Origin of the sequence: Mycobacterium sp. 5-140-3-2, from assembly GCF_035666375.1 — a bacterium.
GTDB lineage: Bacteria > Actinomycetota > Actinomycetes > Mycobacteriales > Mycobacteriaceae > Mycobacterium > Mycobacterium intracellulare.
In genome coordinates this window covers 28,513-51,684 of record NZ_CP142025.1, presented here as the reverse complement: position 1 = coordinate 51,684, position 23,172 = coordinate 28,513, and the positions used below count along the sequence as shown (strand labels likewise).

The window sequence follows — 23,172 nt, the reverse complement described above, 5'->3', positions numbered from 1 at the left end:
GTTACACGACGAGGTTGACCAGCCGGCCGGGGACCACGATCACCTTGCGCGGGTTCGCACCCGCCAGGAACGCCTGAACCTTCTCGTCGGCCAGCGCGGCGGCCTTCAACGTGTCCTGGTCGGCGTCGGCGGCCACCGTCACGCGTCCGCGCACCTTGCCGTTCACCTGCACCGGGTATTCCACCGTGTCGTCGACGAGGTACGCGGGGTCGGCCACCGGGAACGGCCCGTGCGCCAGCGAGGTGGTGTGGCCGAGCCGTAGCCACAATTCCTCGGCCAGGTGCGGAGCCAGGGGCGCCAGCATCAACACCAGCGGCTCGACCGCCGCGCGGGGCACCTCCTCACGGTGCTCCTTGGTGAGGTGGTTGGTGTATTCGATCAGCTTGGCCGCGGCCGTGTTATTGCGCAGTGTGGCATAGTCTTCCGCGACTCCGGCGATTGTGCGGTGCAGCATCCGCAGGGTGCCGGTGGCGAGCTCCTGCGCGGGCCCGTCGAGGACCCGCGTCTCACCGGTCTGTTCGTCGACCACCAGCCGCCACACGCGCTGCAGGAATCGGTGGGCCCCGACGACGTCCTTGGTCGCCCAGGGCCGGGAGGCCTCCAGCGGGCCCATCGACATCTCGTAGACCCGCAGCGTGTCGGCGCCGTAGTCGTCGCAGATCTCGTCGGGCGAGATCGAATTCTTGAGGCTCTTACCGATTTTGCCGAACTCCTGGAAGACTTCGACCTCTCCCCCGGGTCCCGGGTAGACGAAACGGCCGTCCCGCTCGACCACCTCTTCGGCGGGCACGTACGACCCTCGGGCGTCGGTGTAGGCGAAGGCCTGGATGTAGCCCTGGTTGACCAGCCGGCGGTAGGGCTCCCGCGAGCTGACGTGTCCCAGGTCGTAGAGAACCTTGTGCCAGAACCGCGCATAGAGCAGGTGCAGCACGGCGTGTTCGGCGCCGCCGACGTACAGGTCGACGCCGCCGGGATCCTGCGGGCCGTGCTCGGCCGGCCGCGGGCCCATCCAGTAGGCCTCATTCTCCTTGGCGCAGAACCGTTCCGAGTTGTGCGGGTCGGTGTAGCGCAGTTCGTACCAGGAGCTGCCGGCCCACTGCGGCATCACGTTGGTGTCGCGGGTGTAGGGCTTGAGGCCGTCGCCGAGATCCAGCTCGACGTGCACCCATTCCGTGGCCTTGGCCAGCGGCGGCGAGGGCTCGCTGTCGGCGTCGTCGGGGTCGAACAGCACGGGCGAGTAGTCCGGCACGTCGGGCAGCTCGACCGGCAGCGCGGCTTCGTCGAGTGCGTGCGCGCGTCCGTCGGCGTCGTAGACGATCGGGAACGGTTCACCCCAGTACCGCTGGCGGGCGAAAAGCCAGTCGCGCAACTTGAATTCGATGCGGGCCTGGCCCCGGCCTTCGGACTCCAGGCGGGCGGTGATCTTTTCCTTGGCGGCAGCCACGTCCAGGCCGTCGAGGTAGCCGGAGTTGACCAGCACCCCGTCACCGGCGTAGGCCGCTTCCGAAATATCCCCGCCGGCAATGACTTCCACGATGGGCAGGCCGAACTCGTGGGCGAAGTCCCAGTCCCGCTGGTCGTGGCCGGGGACGGCCATGATGGCCCCGGTCCCGTACCCGGCCAGCACGTAGTCGGCGATGAAGATCGGCACGGGCTTGCCGTTGGTGGGGTTGGTGGCGTAGCTGCCCAAAAAGACGCCGGTCTTCGCCTTGCTCTCCTGGCGCTCGAGGTCCGACTTCGAGGCGATGGCCTTGCGGTAGGCGTCGACGGCTTCGCCGGGCGTCGCGGCGCGATACGTCCAACGCGGGTCGGTGCCGTCGGGCCAGGCGGCGGCGACCAGCTCGTCGACCAGGTCGTGCTCGGGGGCCAGCACCAAGTAGGTGGCGCCGAACAGCGTGTCGGGCCGGGTGGTGAACACCTCGATGTCGACCGCCTCGCCGTCGGCCTTGGTCGCCGCGAACAGCGCCTTGGCGCCGGTGGACCGGCCGATCCAGTTGCGCTGCATGGCCTTGACCGGCTCCGGCCAGTCCAGCAGTTCGAGGTCGTCGAGCAGCCGGTCGGAATAGGCGGTGATCCGCATCATCCACTGCCGCAACCGCTTCCGGAATACCGGGAAGTTGCCGCGGTCGCTGCGGCCGTCGGCGGTCACCTCCTCGTTGGCCAGCACGGTGCCCAACCCGGGGCACCAGTTCACCATCGAGTCGGCCCGGTAGACCAGCCGGTGGCTATCGATCACGTCGGCCCGCTCCCCCGCCGACAGGGCGGCCCAGTCCCGCCCGTCCTCGAGCCGGCGCGCCCCGGAATCGAATTCGGCGACCAGCTCGGCGATGGGACGCGCCTTGTTGGCGGCGGTGTCGAACCAGGCGTTGTAGATCTGCAGGAAGATCCACTGCGTCCACTTGTAGAACTCGACGTCGGTGGTCGAGAAGCTGCGTCGGCTGTCGTGGCCCAGCCCAAGGCGGCCCAGCTGGCGCCGGAAATTGACGACGTTGGCCTCGGTGCGGGTGCGCGGGTGGGTGCCGGTCTGCACGGCGTACTGCTCGGCGGGCAGCCCGAATGCGTCAAACCCCAACGCGTGCAGCACGTTACGGCCCGTCATGCGGAAATAGCGGGCGTACACGTCCGTCGCGATGTAGCCCAGCGGGTGGCCGACGTGCAGCCCCTCCCCCGACGGGTAGGGGAACATGTCCTGCACGAACAACTTGTCGTCGGGGACCGAAGACCCGTCTGGCGGCGCCAGCGATCCGACCGGGTTGGGCACATTGAACGTCCCCAGCTTCGCCCAGTTGTCCTGCCACGCGCCCTCGATCCGGGCCGCCAGCGCCGCGGTGTAACGATGCGGCGGCGCGTCGGAGTCCGGCTGGGCGGCGCCAGGGCCGCCGCCTGTCGAAGTGGTCGGGGATTCGGTCACTTGAACAGGGTATAAGGGCCGACACGGCCGTTCGCCGGCCACAGGTTGGTCTCGGTTCCGTTGCGCGCCGATCAGGGGTTCATCCCAGGTGTATTTCGGGCCTGTTCACCGCCTTTGACCTCTAGTTACAGTCGGCCACTATCGACGGCTTCTGGTATTTGAGCCATGGGAAGGACCGACGCAGATGATTGACATCGTCCCCGTCCACCGGGCACTTCTCGGCGGCATGGTCGCCGGCCTGATGGGTTTGGCGGTTGTTGCGAGCGGCACCGCATCGGCGGACCCGTTGCCCCCGGCGCCGGCACCGGTTCCCGCCGTCCCCGCGCAGGCGCCGCAGAACCTCGGGCCCGAGCTGGTGCCTCCGAGCAGATACCTCGCCGCGCCGCAGGCGGCCACTCCCCTGGCGCCGCCGGCCACCGCCGGGACTCCAGGAACGACGGCACCCGCCGCGGCCGCCCCGGCTGCCGCTCCGGCCCCGGCTGCGGCCCCGGCTCCCGTTCCCGCGACCTCCGGCACGATTCGTGAATTCCTGCAGTCGAAGGGCGTCAAGCTCGAGGCGCAGAAGCCGCAGAACTTCAAGGCGCTCGACATCACGCTGCCGGTGCCCGCCCGCTGGACCCAGGTGCCCGACCCGAACGTGCCCGACGCGTTCGCGGTCATCGCCGATCGGCGCGGCAGCAGCATCTATTCCTCCAACGCCCAGGTGGTGGTGTACAAGCTGGTCGGGGATTTCGATCCGAAAGAGGCGATCACCCACGGCTACGTCGACAGCCAGAAACTGCCGGCGTGGCAGCCCACCAATGCCTCGATGGCCGACTTCGGGGGCTTCCCGTCGTCCATCGTCGAGGGCACCTACCGCGACGGGGACCTGACGCTGAACACGTCCCGGCGCCACGTCATCGCCACGTCGGGACCCGACAAGTACCTCGTCTCGCTCGCGGTGACCACCGACCGCGCGGTCAGCGTCGCCGACGCCCCGGCGACCGACGCCATCATCAACGGTTTCCGGGTCAACGCCCCCGGCGGTGCCGCCCCGGCGCCGGCCCAGGCCCCGGCCGCCTCGCCGGTCGGGCGACCCGCCCAGCCACCCGTCGCTCCGGCACCCGCCACCGCCCCGGCCGCTCCGGTCGCCCCGGCGCCGGCTGCCCCGGCCACCCCAGCGGCCCCGGTCGCCCCGGTTGCCCCGGCCGCCCCGGCCCCCGCCACGGCTCCGTTGGTGCCGCTCGCCCAGACGACACCCGCGGCCCCGGCCCGGCTCCCCGCGCAGACTCCGCTGCCCAACCAGCAGCACACGCCCAGCCTGCTGGCCATGGTGCCCGGCTTGCCGCCGCTGCCGAACTTTTCGTTCCTCCAGCACTGAGCCCGGCGGCACCCACCCCGCAGAGCCGGATGAGCGGGCGGCCAACCCGGCTCGTATTGTGGGCCCATGCTGATTGCGGGCGTGCTGTGCATGTGTGCGGCGGTGGCCTCGGCGGGGTTCGGCACCTGGTCGCTTGCGCACAATCGGAATTTCGGCGCCACGGCGCTGGCGCTGCGCGCCATGGCGCCCACCCAGTTGGCTGCCGCGGTGATGCTGGGCGCCGGTGGTGTGGTGGCGCTGGCCGCGGTCCCGCACACCGCACTGGTGGTGCTGATCGTGTGTGTCGCGGGGGCGCTGGGGACGCTGGCCGCGGGCTCCTGGCAGAGCGCGCGTTTCGCGCTGCGCCAGGAAGCGGCGGCGCCCGCGTGCGCGGGCAGCTGCGCCGGCTGCACACAGTCGTGCCACTGACTTCTAGCTGGGGAGCCCTAGTTTCGGCTGATGTCGATCGGGTGGGTCGCGAGCAGCGACAGCGGCAACGGCTGCCGACGCAGGACGTGACCCCACAAATCTGACCTCGGCCCGACGAGAACGTCGGAGGGCAAGGCGGACAAGACAATCCAGTCGTCGCGTTCGATCTCGCCTTCGAGCTGACCGATTGTCCAGCCGGAGTATCCCGCGAAGATCCGCACGCCCTCCACCAGGGGTGCGATGGCGTCGGGGTCGGCGTCCAAATCGACCATCACCACTCGGCCGTCCACATGCCGCAAGCCCGGCACGTCGTGCGGATCGGCGCCGACGCGCAACGTCGCCAGACACAGCGCGGCGTCACGCTTCACCGGGCCCCCGATGAACATCGTCTTCGGCTTCGCCGACAGGTTGGTCCACTGGGGCAGCACGTTGTACACCGCGGTTTCGCTGGCGCGGTTGAGCACCACACCCAGCGTGCCGCCATCGTTGTGCTCGACGATGTAGATCACGCTGCGCCGAAACGTCGGTTCGAGAAGGTCGGTGTTGGCGAGCAGCAAAGTCCCCGCGCGCACCCGTTGCGCGGCGGGTGCGACATAGTCCTCTGGATCCTCCGGCGGCGGCACCCCACCATCATCGCATCCGGCCGATCGTCGCCCAGGGCAATCGCGACCGCGGGCCACGGCGATTTGTACTGTTGTTGGGACAGCTCTGAGCGCACGAGTTTGCCAGCCCCAATCGCGAAAGTCGGTTTCGGTGATCCCAACCCGGATGCAGTCCAGCGCACCCGTCGAAATCTGGCGGTCCGTGCGCGGTTTGCCAGACTTCTGGCGGCTGCTGCAGGTGCGCATGGCGAGCCAGTTCGGTGACGGACTGTTTCAGGCGGCGCTGGCCGGAGCGCTGCTGTTCAACCCGGATCGCGCGGCCGATCCGCTTTCCATCGCGCGCGCCTTCACGGTCCTGTTTCTGCCCTACTCGCTGCTGGGGCCGTTCGCCGGCGCACTGATGGATAGGTGGGACCGCCGGCTCGTGCTCGTCGGAGCCAACGCGGGCCGCCTGATCCTCGTCGCCGCGATCGGCACGATCCTGGCGGTCCGGGCGGGCGACCTGCCGCTGCTGCTGGGCGCGTTGTTCGCCAACGGCTTAGCCCGATTCGTCGGGTCCGGGCTGTCCGCGTCGCTGCCGCATGTGGTGCCGCGCGAGCAGGTGGTGACGATGAACTCGGTGGCGACCGCGGTCGGTGCCATCGCGGCGTTCGTCGGCGCAAACTTCATGCTGGTGCCGCGGTTCGTCTTCGGCGCCGGCGACAAGGGCGCCTCGGCCATCGTCTTCATCACGGCGATTCCCGTGGCGATCGCGTTGCTGTTGTCGTGGCGGTTCGGTCCGCGGGCGCTGGGCCCCGACGACACCCGGCGCGCGATCCACGGCCCCGTCATCTACGCGGTGGTCACCGGCTGGCTGCACGGTGCGCGCACGGTGGCGCAGCGCCCGACGGTCGGCGCCACACTGTCGGGGCTGGCCTCGCACCGGATGGTGGTCGGCATCAACTCGCTGCTGGTCCTGTTGCTGGTCCATCACATGCCCGATGCCGATGGCGGGGGATTCGGGACCGCGCTGCTGTTCTTCGGCGCGGCGGGCTTGGGCGCCTTTTTGGCCAACCTGCTGACACCGCCCGCGATCCGGCGGTGGGGGCGCTATGCCACGGCAAACGGTGCGTTGGCGGCCTCGGCGATCATCGAGATCGCCGGCGCCCAGCTGCTGGTCCCCGTCATGGTGGCGTGTGGCTTTCTCCTCGGCGTCACCGGTCAGGTGGTCAAACTCTGCGCCGACACAGCGATCCAGATGGATGTCGACGACGCTCTTCGCGGGCATGTGTTCGCCGTGCAGGACGCGCTGTTTTGGGTGGCGTTCATCGTCGCGATCACGGTGGCCGGAACGTTGATCCCCGGCGACGGACACGCGCCCGCGTTCGCATTGTTCGGCTCGGTGCTCTACCTGGCCGGCCTGGCGGTGCACAGCTTCATCGGCCGCCGCGGCGAGCAGGCGAATGATCGCTAGGGTGACGACGTGAGGTGTCCAACCGCCGCGGCCGGCAGGGGAGCGCAGCGATGACCGGTCCCGCACCCATGGTCGAGGACCTGCGCGCCGAGAGCGAGGCGCTCGACGCCCTGGTCGCGCCGTTGCAGCCCGAGCGCTGGGCCGACCCGACGCCCGCGCCCGGCTGGACCATCGCGCACCAGATCGGACACCTGCTGTGGACCGACCGCGTCGCCCTGATCGCGGTGACCGACGAGCCCGGATTCGCCGACGTGCTGGCGGGTGCGGCCGCCGACCCGACGGGCTTCGTCGACAAGGGTGCCGAAGAACTTGCGGCCCTGGCGCCGGCCGAGCTGCTCGCCGACTGGCGCGCCACGCGACGTCGGCTGCACGAGGAGCTGCTCGGGGTCACCGCCGGCCGCAAACTCCCGTGGTTCGGCCCATCGATGAGTGCGGCCTCGATGGCCACCGCGCGGTTGATGGAGACGTGGGCGCACGGTCTCGACGTCGCCGACGCGCTGCGCGTCACGCGGCCCGCGACCGACCGCCTACGGTCGATCGCGCATCTGGGGGTCCGCACCCGCGACTTCGCCTTCGCCGTCAACAATCTCGCGCCCCCGGCCGAACCGTTCCTGGTCGAACTGCGCGGACCCGGCGGTGACATTTGGTCCTGGGGACCGCCGGAGGCTGAGCAACGGGTCAGCGGCTCCGCGGAGGATTTCTGCTACCTGGTCACCCAGCGGCGCCCGCTGAGCGCCCTGGACATCACGGCCCAGGGCGCCGACGCGCGGCGCTGGCTGGAGATCGCGCAGGCTTTCGCGGGACCTCCCGGCGCCGGGCGATGAGCGCGCGATTTGGCTGAAGCCGCGGGTGCCGGTCACGCGGAGCGCCACTTCTGTCTCGTGCGTCGCTCGGAGTCGGCACCCATCCTTTGCCCGCCTCACAGCGACAAAATCCAGCGCGGTGCCGCCGGCCCGTCGAACGCACGGTGTCGCTACGAGGTGGGCACCAAGCACCCGGAGAGACGACCGGTGTGACCAACGCGGGGGGGCCCGTCAACCGAGCCCGCGCGATGAGCGCGTAAGCGCCATCAGTGCAGGGGGCCGCCGTAACTCGCCCGGTTCTCGGCCTCGGCCTCTTCTCGCAGCGCAGTGATCGCGAGGTTCAGCCGGTCGGCCAACTCGCCGTGGCCGTACCCGGTCATCACACCGGGATGGAGGGTCAGTTTGATCAGGCGACCGTCGGAATTCGCCACGGCGTACACGTCGCCCAGGTCGACGCTGTAGGTCACCGCCTCGGCCTGCGCCACGAGGGCTTCCCACTTGTCGGCCGCTTCGCTCAGTTCCCGAAGAACCGATTCGACGAGATCCTTATCGCTGAGATTCGCGCGACTGCCCGAACCCGACACGAGGAACAGTATCGTCGACCCCTCCGACCAGCGTCAATTCATACGCGATGGGTTCTCGACTCAACCGCCGGGCGTCGACCCGGCGAGCATGCGATACCACGCGAGGTGATAGTTCGCCGACACCGTGTCGCCGCTGGCAATGCCTTCGGTGGCGGCCATCAGCATGCACTTGAGCAGCAATCCCGGATTGACGTTCGGATACTGAACCAGCAGCTGATAGCGCGCCGTGTCGAGGTGCACGCGTAGCACGTCGACCTCCTGATCGACGACGAACGTCCCGGCGGCCGTGGCGTCGGCCAGCCGCGTCACGATCTTGGGCAGTTCGGCGTGCGCCCGGGTGGCTTGGCTGAGCACCCTTGCCAGGTCATCGATGGCGGGCAGCTGGCGTGGCTCCACCGACGATCGCGTCGCGGCGAAGTCGGCCGAGCGGCGCAACGAATCACCGGGAGCGTAAGTGACGACGCGTGCCGTGTCGCCGATCAGTGCGGCGACCCTGCCGCCGCGTCGCTCGGGTTCCAACAGCCGCACGCCTGCGGGAAGGCTGATGCCAGACGGGATCCAGCCGTGGGCGAGGTCGGTGACCAAGACCGTGGTCCCGTCGGCGCGATCCCCGATCGCCCAACTCAGCCGTGGCTCTTGCCGGACCACGAACTCAAGCAGCCGGTTCAGCCGGGCGTTGTCGAAACCCGTTGGGGTCACCGGTTTTTCGATGGCGGTCGGCGCGGCTACGACGGGTTCGGCCTCCTCGGCCGGGGCTTCCTGGCTCACCGCGGCCGGCTCGACGGGAACTTCCTGACTCACCGCGGCCGGCTCGTCGCGGGTGTCCTCCGCCGGTTCCTCCGCGGGCGCGTGGTGGCGCCCGTTCTCGACGGGTTCGACGGGTTCCTCGACGGGCGCCGGCGCGCGATCGGCCGGCGCCGCGAACGGGGGTTCCGCGTCGGTGACCACCGGAATGACCTGCGTCTCCTCGAGGTGCGACGCGTCGGCGACGTCGGCCGGCTCGTCCTCGGCGGGGGTTGCTTCCGGCCCGGCCGTCGGCTCGTCGCCGGCTGCGGGCTCGTCCACCACCGCATGGTGGCGGCCGGTTGCGGCGGGCTCCTCGACCGGCTCGGGCTCGGGGTCCACCGGCGTCTCGACGACCGGCTCCGCTTCGGAGACGACCGGGATGACCTGAGTCTCCTCGAGATGGGACACATCGGGGGCCGCGGCCGGCTCCTCAGCGTGGGTGGCTTCCGGTTCGCCCGCCTCCGGTTCGACCGGTTCGGCTGGTTCGACCGGCTCGACCGATTCGACCGGTTCGGCCGGGCGGGGACGCCATCTCGGGGGCGGCGGGGGTGGCTCGGCGACGTCGTCGACCTCGCGGACCGCGGGCAGCACCTGCGTCCTGTCCAGGTCAGCGCCCGGACCCTCGAGGGTGGGCGGGGCGGCGGCGGGGGGCTGCGCACCGCTCTGCACCGTGTGCAGATAGCGGATCGTCGATTCGACTCGGCGCACGGCGCGGCCGCGTGCCTCCTCGATGACTCGCGCCTCGGCCGCCTGGCGCGCCGGGTCGGTCATGCCCGCCCGCTTGAGCATCTTGAGTTGGTCGTTGGCGCCGTTGGCTATGCGCTGCAGGTCGGCCTTGAGATACTCTGCGAGAGTTGCGGTTTCGGCGGTGACCGTCGACAATTCGGCAGGCCACAGCCCGCCTGTCACCCAAGGGGTGCAGTCGATGGGAGCGCTGAAAGCCGGAATCGCCAGCGATTCCCGGGTAGCCCTCCGGAGGCGCTGACGCGCCGTCATCCGACCGAAGATCGCCACCAGCTAAGCGTACCGGCAGCGGGCGTTCGACTTGTGCGGTCAGTGAATTGTGCGCCCGCAACGGCCTGGGTAGCGTGGGGACATGGCTGAATCTGCACTGCAGCAGCAACTCGACGAGGTGCGCGCCCTACTCGCCCGCGCGCGAGAGTTGTTCGGCCCCAATCCCGTCGAGCCGCCCACGGGGATCGCTCCCGATCCCAGCGCAGCTAAGCCGTGGCTGCGCTAGCACCGCGTTGCATTTGAGATTCGTGCAGGACGGCTAGCGTCCGCCGTTGCGGCGGCGCAGTTTGTGCGCCAGCAACTTCTCGATGGCGGCGTCGAGGTCCCGGGGGGTCGGAACCTCGGCGGAAGGGGTGTGCCCTGCCGCGACAATCTCGTCGCGGATCTCCAGCAACGCCTTGAGGCACGACACATCCGCGGTGAGCACGATGCCCTGCGCCAAAGTCTCGGCGTCGGTTTCCATCGCCTCTTCGCTCAGCGCGACGCTGTGCATATATCCGCCGCGGCAAGAGCGGACCAGGATGTGCCCACTCGGGTGAACGGTGTCGAAAGCGGGATTCGCGTCGGTCATCGACCGCGGTCGACGACGTCGCCGAACTTGCGTGCAGCCTCCTGCTCGTGCTGTTCCCACATCGTCGCCGATACGGTCAATTGGTCGGCCAAATCCGCGTGGTCAGCGGCCTGCTGCTCATAGCACTGCCGTCGCAGCTCGAGCAGCTCGCGGCCGGCATCGCGCAGCTCACTAAAGATCGGCCCGAGCGAATCGAGGCTCTCCTGGATCGCGGCGTGCGACGACGGGACGGTGCGCAAGTACTCCGAGGTGTCCTGATGATGCGCGGCGGCCTGACGTAAGTGCGCGGGCACCACATGTATCGAATCTGCCATCCGCTGTCTCCTGTTGACGACCGCCGTACGTGCCGGCGAGTTCATTTTTCTCAGGTGGTCGACGAGGTTGCCGGCCGGGTAGGTGTCGGTGGTTCAGGCTTAGTCGGCGCGGTCGCGGGCACGGCCGCCGCCGGCGGATGCTCCCAGCCTAGAAAGTTCGGTCCGCTCACGGTGGCGATGTGCTGAATTTGGCCATCGAGAAGCGCCTTGTCAGGGCCCAGGACAAGCGCGTGACGGTCCGTGAACATACCGATGTCGCCCGGGCCCACCCGTAGGGCATCGATTGGGTTGGCGACCGCCGTTCCCGGTGGGGGAATGGTCATTCCCTGTTGTTGGAAGGCTTCCGCGATCGGCGTGCCGCCGACGGCGGCCTGGATCGCCGCTGCCAACTGTGGGCTGGCGGCGGTCACTGTCTCGCCGTCGGGCAGGGTCACCGGCGTCGGGCCATCCGCTGGCTCATGGGATGACACGTCCTGCGGGTCGTTGTTCTCGTCGGGATTGTCCGAGGCGTCGTGCGCGCTGGGGTCTTCCTCCTGCGCGTCCGGTAGTTCTTCGCCGGCCAAGTCCTGCAGCGCCGGATCGTCCGCGTCGCCGCCCGAAAAGGGAAGGCCGCCCGGCGCTTCCCACCCCGCCGTGGAGGCGGGCATGGTGCCCAGGCCCGGAAGTGGCCCACCACCGAAGTTGGGCATCGGGGGCGCCATCGGCGTTTCCGTCGCCGTTGGGATCGGGGCGCCCGCCGCCGGATCTGGCGCCGGGGCGTCTTCGGGCCACAGTCCGTCATCATCGGCCAACAGCGAGTCCAGCAGCGGATCCCATTCGGAGTCGGTATCGCTCGACTCGGCGACCGCACCGACCGCGGGCGCATCACCAACGGACGCCGCCGGCGCGTGTTCCTCCGGGCGATTCGGTTCATTCTTGGACGCGTCGTAGAGCGACGTCCAGGCGGCCATCAGCGCCGACTTCGACGTGTCGTCCAGGCTGGCGTTCAGGACCACCGCGCGAATGTCCCTGAGCTTGCCGATCAGGAAACGTTGGAAATCGCGCGCTCCCGCCGGAGTGTCCAGGTCCGATCTCATCAGCACCGCGGCTTCGGTTTCGTGCTGCAACTTGGTGAGCGCTTCTCTGCCGTCGACCGCACTCAGGTGTGCGTTCAGGATGGCCGACACCACTTGCATGTCCAGTTGCGAACTCGCGGAATTCTGCTGTGCGAGAGCGGCTTCGGCGCTGGCGATGGCGTCCGCCGCCGCACCCGATTCCCGGTCCGGCGGTGTCGCGGTTCCCGCCAGGGATCGACCCGTCGGCGGGCCGCTCGCGGGCACGGCGCCGAACACGTCCGCGTGCTGGCGGCGGATCTTGGCTGCGATCGCCTCGAGTTGGTCGGTGCGGGTGGTCGGCGTGATCACAGCGGAGACTTCGGTCGGCGCCAATCCCGTCTGCCACGCGTTGGGATCGCCGGTGCGGTCTCGGACGGACTTGACCGTGGCCAGCAGGTCGTCGTATGCCGACATCAGCCGCGCAGCCGGCGCTGCAGCGGCACTCGCTGCGGAAAGTGACGCGACCCCTCCATGTCCGGCGACAGTAGTGGCGGGCGTTCCTGCCGACAATTCATTGAGCAGCATGGTTGTGGACTAGTTCCGGTTAACTGCTGCCGGTGGTGTACTGCGCCCGAAGGTTCTCCAACACAGCCCTTTTCGCCTGAGCGAGTTCGCGCGCTCCGGCGACGACCGCGGCGATTTCGCGCTGCTTGTCCAGCAGGAACTTGTGAAACTCTCGCGCCCCCATCGGTGTATCCACGGCGAGGTTTGCTTGCTGGACGACGGCGTGGTCGATCTGTTCGGCGATGGCGTCCAGTCGCCGGACGCTTTCGCGCGCTGCGCTGTGAGCGGTGTTCAGCACGTCGGTCAGCACAAGGTCGGCTTCGGACACGGCGCCGTGCTGGCTCGCCAGCGTCGATCGCCGTGCTTCGACGGCCTCTAACGAGTGCCCGGGTTGTTCCGGCATCGGCTCACCCTTCTCGTCGTGCCCGCATCGCCGGGCGAAGTTGGCGTGTCATAACGGTCGGCGGATCGCAACGTTGTTGCCCAGTCGGCTTATTCGCACCGACGCCCCCGAGTACGGCGCCTCGACAACCAGGTTGTTGCCGATCGCGAGTTGGACGTGACCGGCGTGCGGAAAGACCAGATCACCCGGTCGCACCTGCGAACGCGGTACCGGAATGCCGTCGTTGATCTGCTGATATGTGGTGCGGTCCAAGTGAATACCGGCCCGCGCGTAGCTCCACTGAACCAGCCCGGAGCAGTCGAACGCCTCCGGGCCGCTGGCGCCCCAGACGTAGGGGCGGCCCAGCCGCGACAACGCCGCCCGAACCGCGAGCGCGGCCCGGTCGTTCGGCGGTAACCCGGGGCCACGCCCATGCCGCAGCCGATACCGCAACGCCAGCAGTGCCGCGTGGTGGCGTCGCGCACGCGACCTCGCCGTTACGACGTGGGCCCGTTGCGTACGCAGTCGCGCCACGCGGCGGCGCATCTCCTCCCGCTGCGCCAACGGGGTTGACGGGAGCGTGGTGGCATCGGCGCGGGCCGCGTCGAGGACGTTTTGGGTCAGGCCGCGCGCCTGCGCGCGGTCTCGGTGGGCGCCGGCGAGCACCTCGGTAACAGCGGCGTCGGTCCCGGCCGCCGACGCGAGGCGTTCGCGACCGTGGTCCACTGCGAGCTGGTAGCCGCCGTGGGCCAGTCCGTCGTTCAGTCGGGCCGCGCGGCGCAACAGGCTGCGATAGTGCCCGGTGTCCGCGTCCAGGGACGCAGGCGTCGTGCTGCCGGCGAAGAGTTGATGCGCGCGGCTCAACGCCTCGACTTCGCTATGGCTCACTGTGCCCCCTCGGCGCCGTCGTGGCTTTCCTGTTGTTCTTGGCCCGTCGTCTCGACCGCCTCGGTGAAGGCGCGCACGCGGGGGAGGGCGCCCGGCGAAATGACCCCGCGATTGCGGATGTCCCATATCTCGTCGACGTCGACGCCGACCAGCGCGGCGATGATCGTTTCCGGCAACGAGGACTGTGCGCAGGCCCGGTCGAAACGCGCGCTCAGGCTGCCGGGCATCCGCTTCAGCAGGGCCGTGCGCGTCGCCTCGAGGGCCTGCAGATGCTCCATCAGCCGGCCGGTCGAATCCGCGCCCGCGCTCACCGCCACCCGCCAGGAGCTGGCGGCGAGCATCTCCGCTTTCACGCACTGAGCGATCACAGACAGAATATACGTCTCATATTCGTTTGATGTTGTCGCAGGAAGCCGATCGATGACGGATTTGAGGGCGTCGAGCTGGGCTTCGGCATAACCTTCCAGCACTTCGGTGTCGCTGTGACGGTCGACCACGACCGGTCCGGTGCGCCGCGCCGGCATCGCGGCCGACGCTTGCGCGGCCATCAGGCGCGCCAACTCGGCATCCGGATCGGCGGCCACCAATAGCCGCGAATAGGTGCCCGGCGGCAGGCCGAGCCCGTTTTCGATCTTCTGAACTGTGCTTTTGTGCGGTTTGCGGGCGCCGCGTTCCAAAAAGCTGAGCCCCATGATGCTGACCCCGGTCGCGGCGGCGAGGTCGGCTAGTGACCAATCCCGCGATTCTCGCAACGCGCGGATCGCCGCGCCGGCCGACTCACGGCTCACCACACGCTCCGGCCATAGGCCGGATAGTACACAGCCACGGTCTCGGATATGCGGATATACGTTTTTGTCGTTGTTTCTCTTGCGTCGGGCCCATCTCGCCATATACGCTTTTGCCTACGTTTCACGCTCGACAAGGAGACCGACATGGGACATCCGTGCGCAGCCAACCCGGAGCTTTGGTTTGGCTACCCCGACGACGACGGTGGTGACGGCGCGGCGAAGGCGCGCGCATACGAACGGTCGGCCACCGAGGCGCGCCTGCAATGCCTGCGGCGCTGCCCACTGGCGCAACAGCGCCGCTGCGCCCAGCACGCCATCGCGCACCGCGAGGAGTACGGCGTGTGGGCAGGCGTGAAGCTGCCGGGCGGCCAGTACCGCAAGCGTGACCAGCTCGCGCACGCCCACGACGTCCTGCGGCGTATCGCGTCCGGGGAAATCAACTCCCGGCAGCTGCCCGAGAACGCGGCGCTGCTGGCGCGGCACGAACATGAGGCGGTCCCGGTGGCCGCGGTCGTGTTGCATCTGCCGCTGGCCCAGGTCGGGCCTCGTACGGCCGCCTGACCGTCCGGCGAAATCCCAGCTCGGCAGTTTGTTGAACCGGTCAATGGGGTAGTCGGGGTCGGCAAGACCAGTCTGTCGACCTTAAAGGCGCGCCCATGACGTTCGACCTGACCCCGACGGCCGCACAACATGATCTGGCCCGACGCACGCATGAGTTCGCCGAATCCGTAATACGCCCGGTAGCCCTCGACTATGACCAGCGCCAGGAGTTCCCCTGGCCGGTGCTCGAGGAGGCGGCCCAGCAAGGTTTCTATAGCCCGCTGTTCTATCGCGACCTGATCGGCGATCCGACCGGTATCTCCCTGCCCATGTTCATGGAGGAACTGTTCTGGGGGTGCGCCGGGATCGGGCTAGCCATCGTCATGCCGGCCCTGGCGCTCTCGGCGATCGGCCAGGCCGCCTCCCCGGAACAGATGCTGGAGTGGGCACCCGAATGTTTCGGCACCCCAGGCGATCTCAAGCTCGCTGCGCTGGCGATCTCCGAGCCCGAAGGCGGCAGCGATGTACGCAACCTGCGCACGCGTGCACGTCGTGACGGCGATGACTGGATCATCGACGGCCACAAGATGTGGATCGGCAACGGCGGGATCGCCAATGTGCACGTGGTCAACGCGGTGGTCGACGAGGAGCTCGGCCATCGGGGTCAGGCGCTCTTCGTGGTGCCGGGCGGCACGCCCGGGCTGAAACTGCTGCGAAAGCTCGACAAGCTGGGCTGCCGCGCCTCCCACACCGCCGAGCTGCTCTTCGAAGGTGTGCGCGTGCCGCGCGCCAACCTGCTCGGCGGGGAGGAAAAACTCGAACACAAACTCGCCAAGGCGCGCGAAGTCGTGGCGGGTGGAAAGCGCTCCGGCTCAGCGACGTTGGGAACCTTCGAGCAGACGCGACCCATGGTCGCCGCCCAGGCCATCGGGATCGCCCGGGCGGCGTTGGAGTACGCGACGGCGTATGCCACCGAGCGGGAGGCGTTCGGCGGGCCCATCATCGACAACCAGGGCATCGCGTTCCCGCTCGCGGAACTCGCCACTCAGATCGACGCGGCTCGGCTGCTCACCTGGCGTGCCTCCTGGATGGCGGCCAACAACGTCCCCTTCGAACGGGGTGAGGGCTCGATGTCGAAGATGGCCGCCAGCGAGGTAGCGGTCAAGGCCACCGAGCGCGCGATCCAAACCATGGGCGGCTGGGGCTATATCACCGATCACCCGGTTGAGAAGTGGTATCGGGATGCCAAGCTGTACACCATCTTTGAAGGAACCAGCGAGATCCAGCGGATGGTCATCTCCAACGCCCTGGGCGCCGCCGTCGGCACCCCGCCGCTGCATGTGGTCCTCGAGCCGTCCGGGGGACCGCTGAACCGGGTCTTCGGGCGGGGTACGCCGTTGCGGTCCCGCGTCGCCGACACCGCCCTGTCCATGCAGGATCGGGTGCCCGAGCCCGTCATGCGGCTGGCCATGAAGGTGCTGCGGCCACCGGGCAAGTGAGATGGCCGGGTACGGTCGCGGATGACGGCGCCGTTGGCGAGCCTGCGACGGAGGATGGGCGATGAGCAACCTGGAAGCCGCGCCGGCCGAAGTCGCCTGCGCCGCTTCGCAACGCCGGGACACCTCGCCCAGGGTGGAGGTGCTGCATCCGCGGGAGGTTCCCTTGGGCGGCCCCAGGGCGATCCGGGTGCAACGCACGTTGCCGCAACGCGGGCGTTCGCTGATCGGTGCGTGGTGTTTCATCGACCACTACGGCCCCGTCGCGGCGAGGATGGATGTGCCGCCGCACCCGCATACGGGACTACAAACCGTGAGTTGGTTGTTCAGTGGGGAAGTGGAGCACCGTGACAGCGCCGGCGTTCGTGCGGTCGTTCGGCCCGGCGAGCTGAATCTGATGACCGCCGGTGCCGGCATTTGCCACTCCGAGGTGTCGGTTGACGCAGGGCCGGTCCTGCACGGCGTCCAGCTCTGGGTGGCGCTTCCCGCTGCCGCCCGCGACACGGCGCGAGACTTTGCCCACTACGCACCCCCCGTGGTCTCGCTACCGGGCGCCCAGGCCCGCGTGTTCCTCGGCGAGCTGGCCGGGAGTCGTTCGCCCACAAAGACCTTCAGTCCGTTGCTGGGCGCCCAACTCGACCTCGACGCCGACGCAGGTTTCGATATCGACGTGGATCCCACCTTCGAGCACGGAGTGCTCTGCGATTCGGGCACCGTCCAGGTCGACGAGACGTCCCTGGCGACCGCCGACCTGGCTTACCTAAGTCCCGGCCAAACGCAGCTGCACGTGCGCAACGTGGGGGAGCGGCCCGCGCGGATGTTGTTGCTCGGCGGCACGCCGTTCACCGAAGAGTTGGTGATGTGGTGGAACTTCGTCGGACGAAGCCACGAGGACATCGTCAACTACCGCCGACTGTGGGAGGACGGTGACGACCGGTTCGGCGCCGTCCACGGATACCGGGGAGCGCTCGCCCGACTGCCCGCCCCGCCGCTGCCGACCGCTCGGCTGCGGCCTCGACCGATACCCCGACGAAAGGAAAGCACAAATGACAACCGATAAGACCGGCGCGGAAACCACGGTCACCCTTGAGGACGGGAAGTACACGATCGCCGTCGAGGGCAAGACGGTGGGGCTCGCCGATTTCGCCGATCGCGGCGAGCAACGCGTCTTCTACCACACCGAAATTGATCCGGCTTACGGCGGACGTGGCCTGGCGACGATCCTCGTCGAGGAGGCGCTCAACGAGGCACGCGATGAGGGCAAGCGCATTGTTCCGGTGTGCTCGATGATCGGCACCGTGCTCAAGAAGCATCCCGAGTTCGATGACATCACCGACCCGGTCACTCCGGAAATAACGCAGTGGGTGCGGTCTTAGGGGTCCACAACGGCGAAGTCCGGCTACGACAGAACATTTACGTCGATACGACGTTACCGCATTTACGCTTAGCTGATTTCGTCCGGTTTCGGCCAACCCCATTTTTTAGACGAATTGGACCGGCGTAATGTAACGAGTTCCTCGCAAATGCGTGCGGTTGCCGACCGATCCGCGAATAGCTCCTCGACACGCTTCAGGTTCATCGACAGCCAATTGGCTTGATCTATCGCGCCGCTTGCTCCCGGGTCATCACCACCTTCTAAGTATTGGCGAATCAACGGTAGGGCAAACCACTCGTCGGAGGCCGTCTGATGGACCGGAACTGCGGCGAAATTAATAAGTCCGCGATCATTGACCACGTCCCACCTGATCTGAGCGCCGGTGAACGAGATCGATGCATCAATATCGGCGAGCCCTCGGTTGGATGAATCCGTAATTCTGTACTTTGGGTTTAGGTAAAGAATGCCCACATATTGAACGATAAATTCCAGAAGCGTTTTCATCGCTAACCTCCAATCTTGGGCGGGACTAGGGTGTAGCCATCCGTTACTTGGTATCCGTGTGCCATCAGATATCTGAGTTCGGCGGCAGTATACGTATTATCGATAACACTATCGATGGGAGTCGACAGCTTAATAGTGTCCCGATTTGCGATTGCAATGTCGAGTACATGCTGATTAGCCGCGAGTCGCTGAATTGGCGTGGCCGAGTTCCATGCGTCTCCGATATCGAAGTAGCTTGCGCCTCGCTCCTGAGCGAGCTCGATGTACGACGGGCCCCCTAATGGGTTCTTAAATGGTCCGAGAACGGTTTCACCACTTCCGGTCAGATGCGCTTCAGCCATCGCTCGCAACTCGGGAGGCATGTAGTTGAGCGGGTTGTCCAAGTGGAATTCCGGATGGGCTGGATCTATGACAACCGGCGCCGGGCTATCAGGTAAGGCTCCTGCGTGAGGCCCGGCCGGCGCATGTTCGACGGGTACGTCGCCGTGCGGGGCGGGCGGCGCGTGCTCCACCGGGGGCGGCTCGAGAGGGTGAGTGCCCGGGACCGGCTCCCCGGGTAGCGGTGTATGGGAAGCCAGGTTCTGTTCTGCGGCTTGGACGCGTTCCTCGGCTCCGGCGAGTGCGCGGGGGAACACGTTGTCGGCCGTCACACCCTCCAACATCTCGCGGCTGAAAAGCATCTTCAGGCCCTGAAAGGCCGCCTCGCCGCCCGCCTTGAGCGCTGGCGCCCCGGCCGCCAGGGTGACGGCCGTAAAAAGGGGCTCGGCAGTCGCTTCCACTTTCCCGGGATCCGGTGTGCGCATGCCGGTCAATTTGCCGCCGTTGAAGGTGTAATACGTGCCGGTGGCTTGGTCGAAGAACTCGCCCGTGCCGTTCTTGAGCTGGCCGTAAGCCTGCACCGGCTGCCCGTTGACCTTGTAGGTGAACGTGAAATGCCCGTCGGGGGAAACACTTACGGACGCCGGGTCAATGCTGTTGTAGTCGGGGATCTTGCCCAGGTCGTCGAGGGCACGCGCGAGGTCCGCCTTGAGCTTGGGCAGTTTGGCGCTGGCCGCCTCGCCTTCCGGCGAACCCGGGCCATGCGTATACAGGTCGGCCGCGGCTTTACTGAGCGCCTCCTGCGCGGCGCGCACCTTGGCCATTTGGTCGACGACGGCCTGGTTGGTGGCTTGGCGAATGTCAGCCAACGCGGCCTGCTGGGCGGGAGACGGTGGGGCCACGCCGTCAGCGTCGGCACCATGCAGCGGGGCGCCGTCGTACCCTTCGGCGTGAAGGTTATCGAGCGATTTCTGAAGGCCATCGGCGTATCCGTTGCGGATCGATTGCAGGGCTGCGAGCGCAGCTTTGGTGTCACGCAGCGCGTCGTCCTCACAAGTGTTGATGAGGGCATGCAGCGCGTCCTTTTCCCCTGCGCTGAGGCTTTTGTCGTTTTGCAAGATGGAGACGGCCTGGCTGACCATGTCCGAGATGTTCTTCAACTGGGCTTCTAAGGTGGCGATGCGCGCGGCCCCGGCCTTTTGCGCATCGGCCAGCGACGCGGCGATGTTTTCCAGGTCCGCAGCGATCTTGGGCAGCTGTAACGACTGCGCCCCTAAGGATTTCGTGACGCGCTGAACTTCGTCGGAGTCGTTGATGGGATGACCGCCGCCGTCGTGGTGGTTCCAAGCGGCCTCGAAGCGTGCGCGTGCTTGCTGGAACGCGTTCTCGGCCTCCGCCGTGCATCGGCCCGCGCGGTGAAAGGCTCCGGCCAGATTGGAAATCTCCAGCGGGCTACCCGCCTGCAGGCTGGCGTTGATCGCCCAGGGGTCACCACCGGCCTCGGCGATCAGCGCCTGCTCATCTATATACGGAAGTCCCACAGCACCGCTGGTCGCCGCGCAGCAATAAACTCCGGTCCTAGTGATTGCATTGCGCGCATTCCAACCCTCCCTGAGCTAGCTCATAAGGCTACTGGCGCAAACGTGCTCGTCAATTCACGACCGATCGAAACGCTTAGCTAGTCAGTTACCGCTGGAACCCCTGAGTTACACATGAAACGATTAACCTGACCTCGCAACCGTTAGAAGGAGCGGCTCAGTGCATATCGGTGTTACGCGTACCGCGGTGAGAATGGCCTGCGGGACGGGGGCGCTCTCGTGACAGGCGCCCCCGGGGCTGTGCTCGCTCGTGAGCTCACCGACATCACCGACAGCGTCCGGCAGGTGCCGGCGCCTCCCGTACCTGAACTGCTGCCGCCGAGCCGAATTCGTGTCGCCGATCCTGACGGAGCGGACGCGGAATTGGTTGCCGAGTGGATGAACCGGCCCCACTTGGTCACGACGTGGGAGTACGACTGGCCGGTCGCGCGTTGGCGTAACCACTTGCGCGCGCAAGTCGATGGCGCCTACTCGCGACCGCTGATCCTCAGCATCAATGGTGTCGACCGCGCGTACATGGAGATCTACCGTGCTGCCAAGGATTCCATCGCCCACTGCTACGACAGCCGGCCACACGACCTTGGCCTGCACGGGGCGATCGCAGACGAGAAGCTCGTGAACCGCGGGCTAGGCCCGCTGATCCTCCGGAAGGTGATCGCCAGCATCCTGGCCGCCGACCCGGCGTGCCAACGGATTATGTTCGACCCCGACCACCGCAATACGACGGTGCGGCGGCTCTGCGAGTTCCTGCGCTGTGAATTCCTCGGCGAACACGACATGCCGAACCGCAGGATGGCGCTCTACGCCCTGAATCGGCCAGCGCCGTAACAGCGTTCGCGCTCAGGCCTGTAGTTGGCTGCGGACCTCCAGCCGTCTGAGCTTGCCCGACGACGTACGCGGTAATGAGCCTGGTGGCATCAAGACGACATCGGCCGGAGTCGCCCCGCACACCGAGATGACCCGCTTGATGACAGCGCTGCGGGTCACGTCGTGATCCGCACCCACGAATTCGGCGGCGATGAGCAACCGCGACTGGGCGGCACCGGATTTCGAACCGACCGCAACCACGCCACCGTGTCGCACTCCATCCACCTGCGCGGCCACCTGCTCGATTTCGGTGGGAAAGATGTTGCGGCCGGCGATCGTGATGACCTCTTTGGACCGACCGCAGATAACCAGCTCACCGTCGACCAGATAACCGATGTCTCCGGTGCGGAACCACTCCGCACCGCGATCGGACCCTGTGGCGGGGTCGCCGAAGTATTTCGTCATCATCGATGAGCCGCGGATCTCGACCTCCCCAACACCATCATCCGCTGATCGATGCGTCGGGCTAATGCGTAACTCCATACCGGGGATGGGGCGCCCCAACAGCGCATAGCGTTGCCGCACATCCGATTCCGTCCGCTCATCGATGCGCAACCCCTGCCCACAGGCGGGCATCGTCACGGCGCAGGTTGACTCGGCCATCCCATACGCCGGCGTCGCCGCCGACGCCCGCAATCCGAACGGAGCCATCGCGTCGGCGAATCGCTGAAACCCCTCGCAATCAACGGGTTCGCCGCCATTGATGGCAATCCGCAGCGCCCCCAGGTCCACGTCCGAAACGCGGCCGGAGTAGCGACCGAGCATGGAGTACCCGAAATTGGGTCCGGCGGTGAAGGTTGCCGCGCTGGCCGAAAGCCAATCCGCCCAGCGAAGCGGTGCCGCAGAGAACGCGCCCGTCGGCGCCTGCCAAAGCGGCATCCCGCTCAGGACGGCGGTCAACAGGAAGGCCAAGCCCATGTCGTGGTAGATCGGCAGCCACGAACACGCCCGGTCGGAGCCGTCGAGTTGTAGCCGCTCGATGAGGCCGCGCATATTGTTCAGCACGGCCTCCGGCGACAAGACGGCAGTGCGCGGATCACCGGTCGAGCCGGCAGTACCCTGGAGGATCGCGGCGTTCGAATCGGAGTGACTTTGAAGGTCATTCGACGCCGGGGTGCGAGCGGCCTCGGCAAGGCTGGAGACAGACAGCGTCGTCTCCGCATCGCCGAGCGTGCGCAGGGTCGCACCGTGACTGAATACCGTGCTGACTCCGATTCCGCTGAACCGACTCAGGGTGCTGTGCGCCCACTCGGCCGGGTCGGCACCGCGCCTGGGACGGGGCAGAATCGATACGGCGGCACCCGCCAGCCACGCGCCCTGTATGGCGGCGACCAGCTCGACGGTCGGTTCACCGACAATTCCCACGGCACCGAGGTCGTCCTGCTGGAGCAGATGCGTTGCGATGCTTTCGGCCATCCCGTGGACCTCGGGCCAGGGGCAGGCGGTCCATTTGTCGGTGTCTTTGTCCAGGACCACCAAGTCATGCGGCGATCGCGTCATCGCATCGCGCATGGCGGCCGCGAGAACGTTCATGCGTCGACCCCGACTCCGATCGCGGCCTGCAAGTCACCGACGGTCGTGCAGGTCAACAGGTCTTCCTCGCTCAATTGCGTGCCGAACCGTTCTTCGATGGCAACCAGGCCGGCGGCAAAGGCGACGGAGTCCATTCCCAGGTCGTCTATCAGACGCGTTGCGGCAGTGACGGATTCGAATTTGAGGTCCAGGTCATCCCGAAGGACGCTGACCAACTGATCGTCGACGGTGCTGGGCACAGGGGGATTGGAGGAGGTCATGAGCCGCGACCATACCGTGCTGATTTAGGTAAGGCTACCCTCATGGGTAGGGTGTGGGTTGTCTCACCGTCGAGGCCGACAGCAATGGGCCGCCCATTGACGTCGGCCAGCTGCGCTTGCCCGCGCCGACGATTGTCCCACAGGCACAACGACTTTGAACGCCGCGCGATCGGTGGCGAATGGCCGACCGGCTTCGTGTTGAGCCCGCTGAAATGATGG

The 23,172-nt window shown here is 67.5% G+C and carries 24 protein-coding genes; 10 read left to right on the top strand and 14 right to left on the bottom strand.

The window, feature by feature from the left end:
• Position 1: 1 nt before the first annotated feature.
• Positions 2 to 2,911, bottom strand: a complete 2,910-nt coding sequence (gene leuS / locus P6281_RS00260) for a leucine--tRNA ligase (protein ID WP_095662376.1) — start codon at positions 2,909 to 2,911, stop codon at positions 2 to 4.
• A gap of 184 nt (positions 2,912 to 3,095) precedes the next feature.
• Between leuS and P6281_RS00255 the strand changes: the two genes are divergently transcribed.
• Both P6281_RS00255 and P6281_RS00250 read left to right on the top strand, forming a co-directional pair.
• Positions 3,096 to 4,271 (top strand): LpqN/LpqT family lipoprotein, encoded by a 1,176-nt coding sequence (locus tag P6281_RS00255; RefSeq protein ID WP_014381569.1) that lies wholly within the window; start codon positions 3,096 to 3,098, stop codon positions 4,269 to 4,271.
• A gap of 66 nt (positions 4,272 to 4,337) precedes the next feature.
• Complete coding sequence (locus P6281_RS00250; RefSeq protein WP_008262622.1) at positions 4,338 to 4,679, top strand: hypothetical protein; 342 nt, start codon at positions 4,338 to 4,340, stop codon at positions 4,677 to 4,679.
• A 17-nt stretch (positions 4,680 to 4,696) separates the two neighbouring features.
• Here P6281_RS00250 and P6281_RS00245 read toward each other — a convergent pair whose 3' ends face one another.
• Complete coding sequence (locus P6281_RS00245; RefSeq protein ID WP_014381568.1) at positions 4,697 to 5,302, bottom strand: YqgE/AlgH family protein; 606 nt, start codon at positions 5,300 to 5,302, stop codon at positions 4,697 to 4,699.
• Positions 5,303 to 5,447: 145 nt separating this feature from the next.
• Here P6281_RS00245 and P6281_RS00240 point away from each other — a divergent pair, with 145 nt between their 5' ends.
• A complete protein-coding gene (locus tag P6281_RS00240; RefSeq protein WP_014381567.1) occupies positions 5,448 to 6,734 on the top strand; it encodes an MFS transporter in 1,287 nt (428 codons plus the stop codon).
• 50 nt (positions 6,735 to 6,784) lie between these two features.
• Complete coding sequence (locus tag P6281_RS00235; RefSeq protein ID WP_008262612.1) at positions 6,785 to 7,558, top strand: TIGR03084 family metal-binding protein; 774 nt, start codon at positions 6,785 to 6,787, stop codon at positions 7,556 to 7,558.
• A gap of 245 nt (positions 7,559 to 7,803) precedes the next feature.
• On the opposite strand, the gene P6281_RS00230 is transcribed toward P6281_RS00235, so the two are convergent.
• Positions 7,804 to 8,130 (bottom strand): DUF2710 family protein, encoded by a 327-nt coding sequence (locus P6281_RS00230; protein ID WP_170320646.1) that lies wholly within the window; start codon positions 8,128 to 8,130, stop codon positions 7,804 to 7,806.
• 51 nt (positions 8,131 to 8,181) lie between these two features.
• The gene (locus P6281_RS00225) at positions 8,182 to 9,921 is read right to left on the bottom strand and encodes a DUF5631 domain-containing protein (protein ID WP_014383582.1); all 1,740 of its coding nucleotides are present in this window, start codon (positions 9,919 to 9,921) and stop codon (positions 8,182 to 8,184) included.
• 82 nt (positions 9,922 to 10,003) lie between these two features.
• Between P6281_RS00225 and P6281_RS00220 the strand changes: the two genes are divergently transcribed.
• Entirely contained in the window at positions 10,004 to 10,147 is a 144-nt protein-coding gene (locus tag P6281_RS00220; protein WP_014378759.1) for a hypothetical protein, read from the top strand.
• 33 nt (positions 10,148 to 10,180) lie between these two features.
• Here the strand turns inward: P6281_RS00220 and P6281_RS00215 are convergent, their stop codons facing one another.
• The 6 genes from P6281_RS00215 to P6281_RS00190 all read right to left on the bottom strand — a co-directional run bounded on the left by P6281_RS00215 (position 10,181) and on the right by P6281_RS00190 (position 14,462).
• Entirely contained in the window at positions 10,181 to 10,492 is a 312-nt protein-coding gene (locus P6281_RS00215; protein WP_008262605.1) for a DUF2694 family protein, read from the bottom strand.
• Positions 10,489 to 10,806, bottom strand: coding sequence for an ESX-1 secretion-associated protein (locus tag P6281_RS00210; protein WP_008262603.1), 318 nt, complete (start codon positions 10,804 to 10,806; stop codon positions 10,489 to 10,491). The genes P6281_RS00215 and P6281_RS00210 overlap by 4 nt, the downstream gene beginning before the upstream one ends.
• 50 nt (positions 10,807 to 10,856) lie before the next feature.
• Positions 10,857 to 12,314, bottom strand: a complete 1,458-nt coding sequence (locus tag P6281_RS00205) for a DUF4226 domain-containing protein (protein WP_014383581.1) — start codon at positions 12,312 to 12,314, stop codon at positions 10,857 to 10,859.
• A gap of 130 nt (positions 12,315 to 12,444) precedes the next feature.
• Complete coding sequence (locus P6281_RS00200) at positions 12,445 to 12,807, bottom strand: DUF4226 domain-containing protein (RefSeq protein WP_009952739.1); 363 nt, start codon at positions 12,805 to 12,807, stop codon at positions 12,445 to 12,447.
• A 48-nt stretch (positions 12,808 to 12,855) separates the two neighbouring features.
• Entirely contained in the window at positions 12,856 to 13,674 is an 819-nt protein-coding gene (locus P6281_RS00195; RefSeq protein WP_014940919.1) for a C40 family peptidase, read from the bottom strand.
• On the bottom strand, positions 13,671 to 14,462 hold the full coding sequence (locus tag P6281_RS00190) for a helix-turn-helix domain-containing protein (protein ID WP_009952746.1): 792 nt from the start codon (positions 14,460 to 14,462) through the stop codon (positions 13,671 to 13,673). The genes P6281_RS00195 and P6281_RS00190 overlap by 4 nt, the downstream gene beginning before the upstream one ends.
• A 144-nt stretch (positions 14,463 to 14,606) precedes the next feature.
• Between P6281_RS00190 and P6281_RS00185 the strand changes: the two genes are divergently transcribed.
• From P6281_RS00185 to P6281_RS00170, 4 genes are all read left to right on the top strand, one after another.
• Complete coding sequence (locus P6281_RS00185) at positions 14,607 to 15,023, top strand: WhiB family transcriptional regulator (RefSeq protein ID WP_008262579.1); 417 nt, start codon at positions 14,607 to 14,609, stop codon at positions 15,021 to 15,023.
• A gap of 95 nt (positions 15,024 to 15,118) precedes the next feature.
• Entirely contained in the window at positions 15,119 to 16,501 is a 1,383-nt protein-coding gene (locus P6281_RS00180) for an acyl-CoA dehydrogenase family protein (RefSeq protein ID WP_008262577.1), read from the top strand.
• Between the two features lie 61 nt (positions 16,502 to 16,562).
• Positions 16,563 to 17,558: a pirin family protein gene (locus P6281_RS00175; RefSeq protein ID WP_202349556.1), complete on the top strand. Its 996-nt coding sequence runs from the start codon at positions 16,563 to 16,565 to the stop codon at positions 17,556 to 17,558.
• Positions 17,545 to 17,874: a GNAT family N-acetyltransferase gene (locus tag P6281_RS00170; protein ID WP_008262573.1), complete on the top strand. Its 330-nt coding sequence runs from the start codon at positions 17,545 to 17,547 to the stop codon at positions 17,872 to 17,874. The genes P6281_RS00175 and P6281_RS00170 overlap by 14 nt, the downstream gene beginning before the upstream one ends.
• A gap of 68 nt (positions 17,875 to 17,942) precedes the next feature.
• Here P6281_RS00170 and P6281_RS00165 read toward each other — a convergent pair whose 3' ends face one another.
• Positions 17,943 to 18,377: a hypothetical protein gene (locus P6281_RS00165; RefSeq protein WP_080587971.1), complete on the bottom strand. Its 435-nt coding sequence runs from the start codon at positions 18,375 to 18,377 to the stop codon at positions 17,943 to 17,945.
• Between the two features lie 2 nt (positions 18,378 to 18,379).
• Complete coding sequence (locus P6281_RS00160; protein WP_202349554.1) at positions 18,380 to 20,236, bottom strand: putative alpha/beta hydrolase; 1,857 nt, start codon at positions 20,234 to 20,236, stop codon at positions 18,380 to 18,382.
• Between the two features lie 297 nt (positions 20,237 to 20,533).
• Between P6281_RS00160 and P6281_RS00155 the strand changes: the two genes are divergently transcribed.
• A complete protein-coding gene (locus P6281_RS00155; RefSeq protein WP_014381558.1) occupies positions 20,534 to 21,121 on the top strand; it encodes a GNAT family N-acetyltransferase in 588 nt (195 codons plus the stop codon).
• A gap of 12 nt (positions 21,122 to 21,133) precedes the next feature.
• Here P6281_RS00155 and mbtM read toward each other — a convergent pair whose 3' ends face one another.
• Positions 21,134 to 22,693 (bottom strand): long-chain-fatty acid--ACP ligase MbtM, encoded by a 1,560-nt coding sequence (gene mbtM, locus P6281_RS00150; RefSeq protein WP_324738564.1) that lies wholly within the window; start codon positions 22,691 to 22,693, stop codon positions 21,134 to 21,136.
• Positions 22,690 to 22,953: an acyl carrier protein gene (locus P6281_RS00145; RefSeq protein WP_050989361.1), complete on the bottom strand. Its 264-nt coding sequence runs from the start codon at positions 22,951 to 22,953 to the stop codon at positions 22,690 to 22,692. The genes mbtM and P6281_RS00145 overlap by 4 nt, the downstream gene beginning before the upstream one ends.
• Positions 22,954 to 23,172 lie beyond the last annotated feature (219 nt).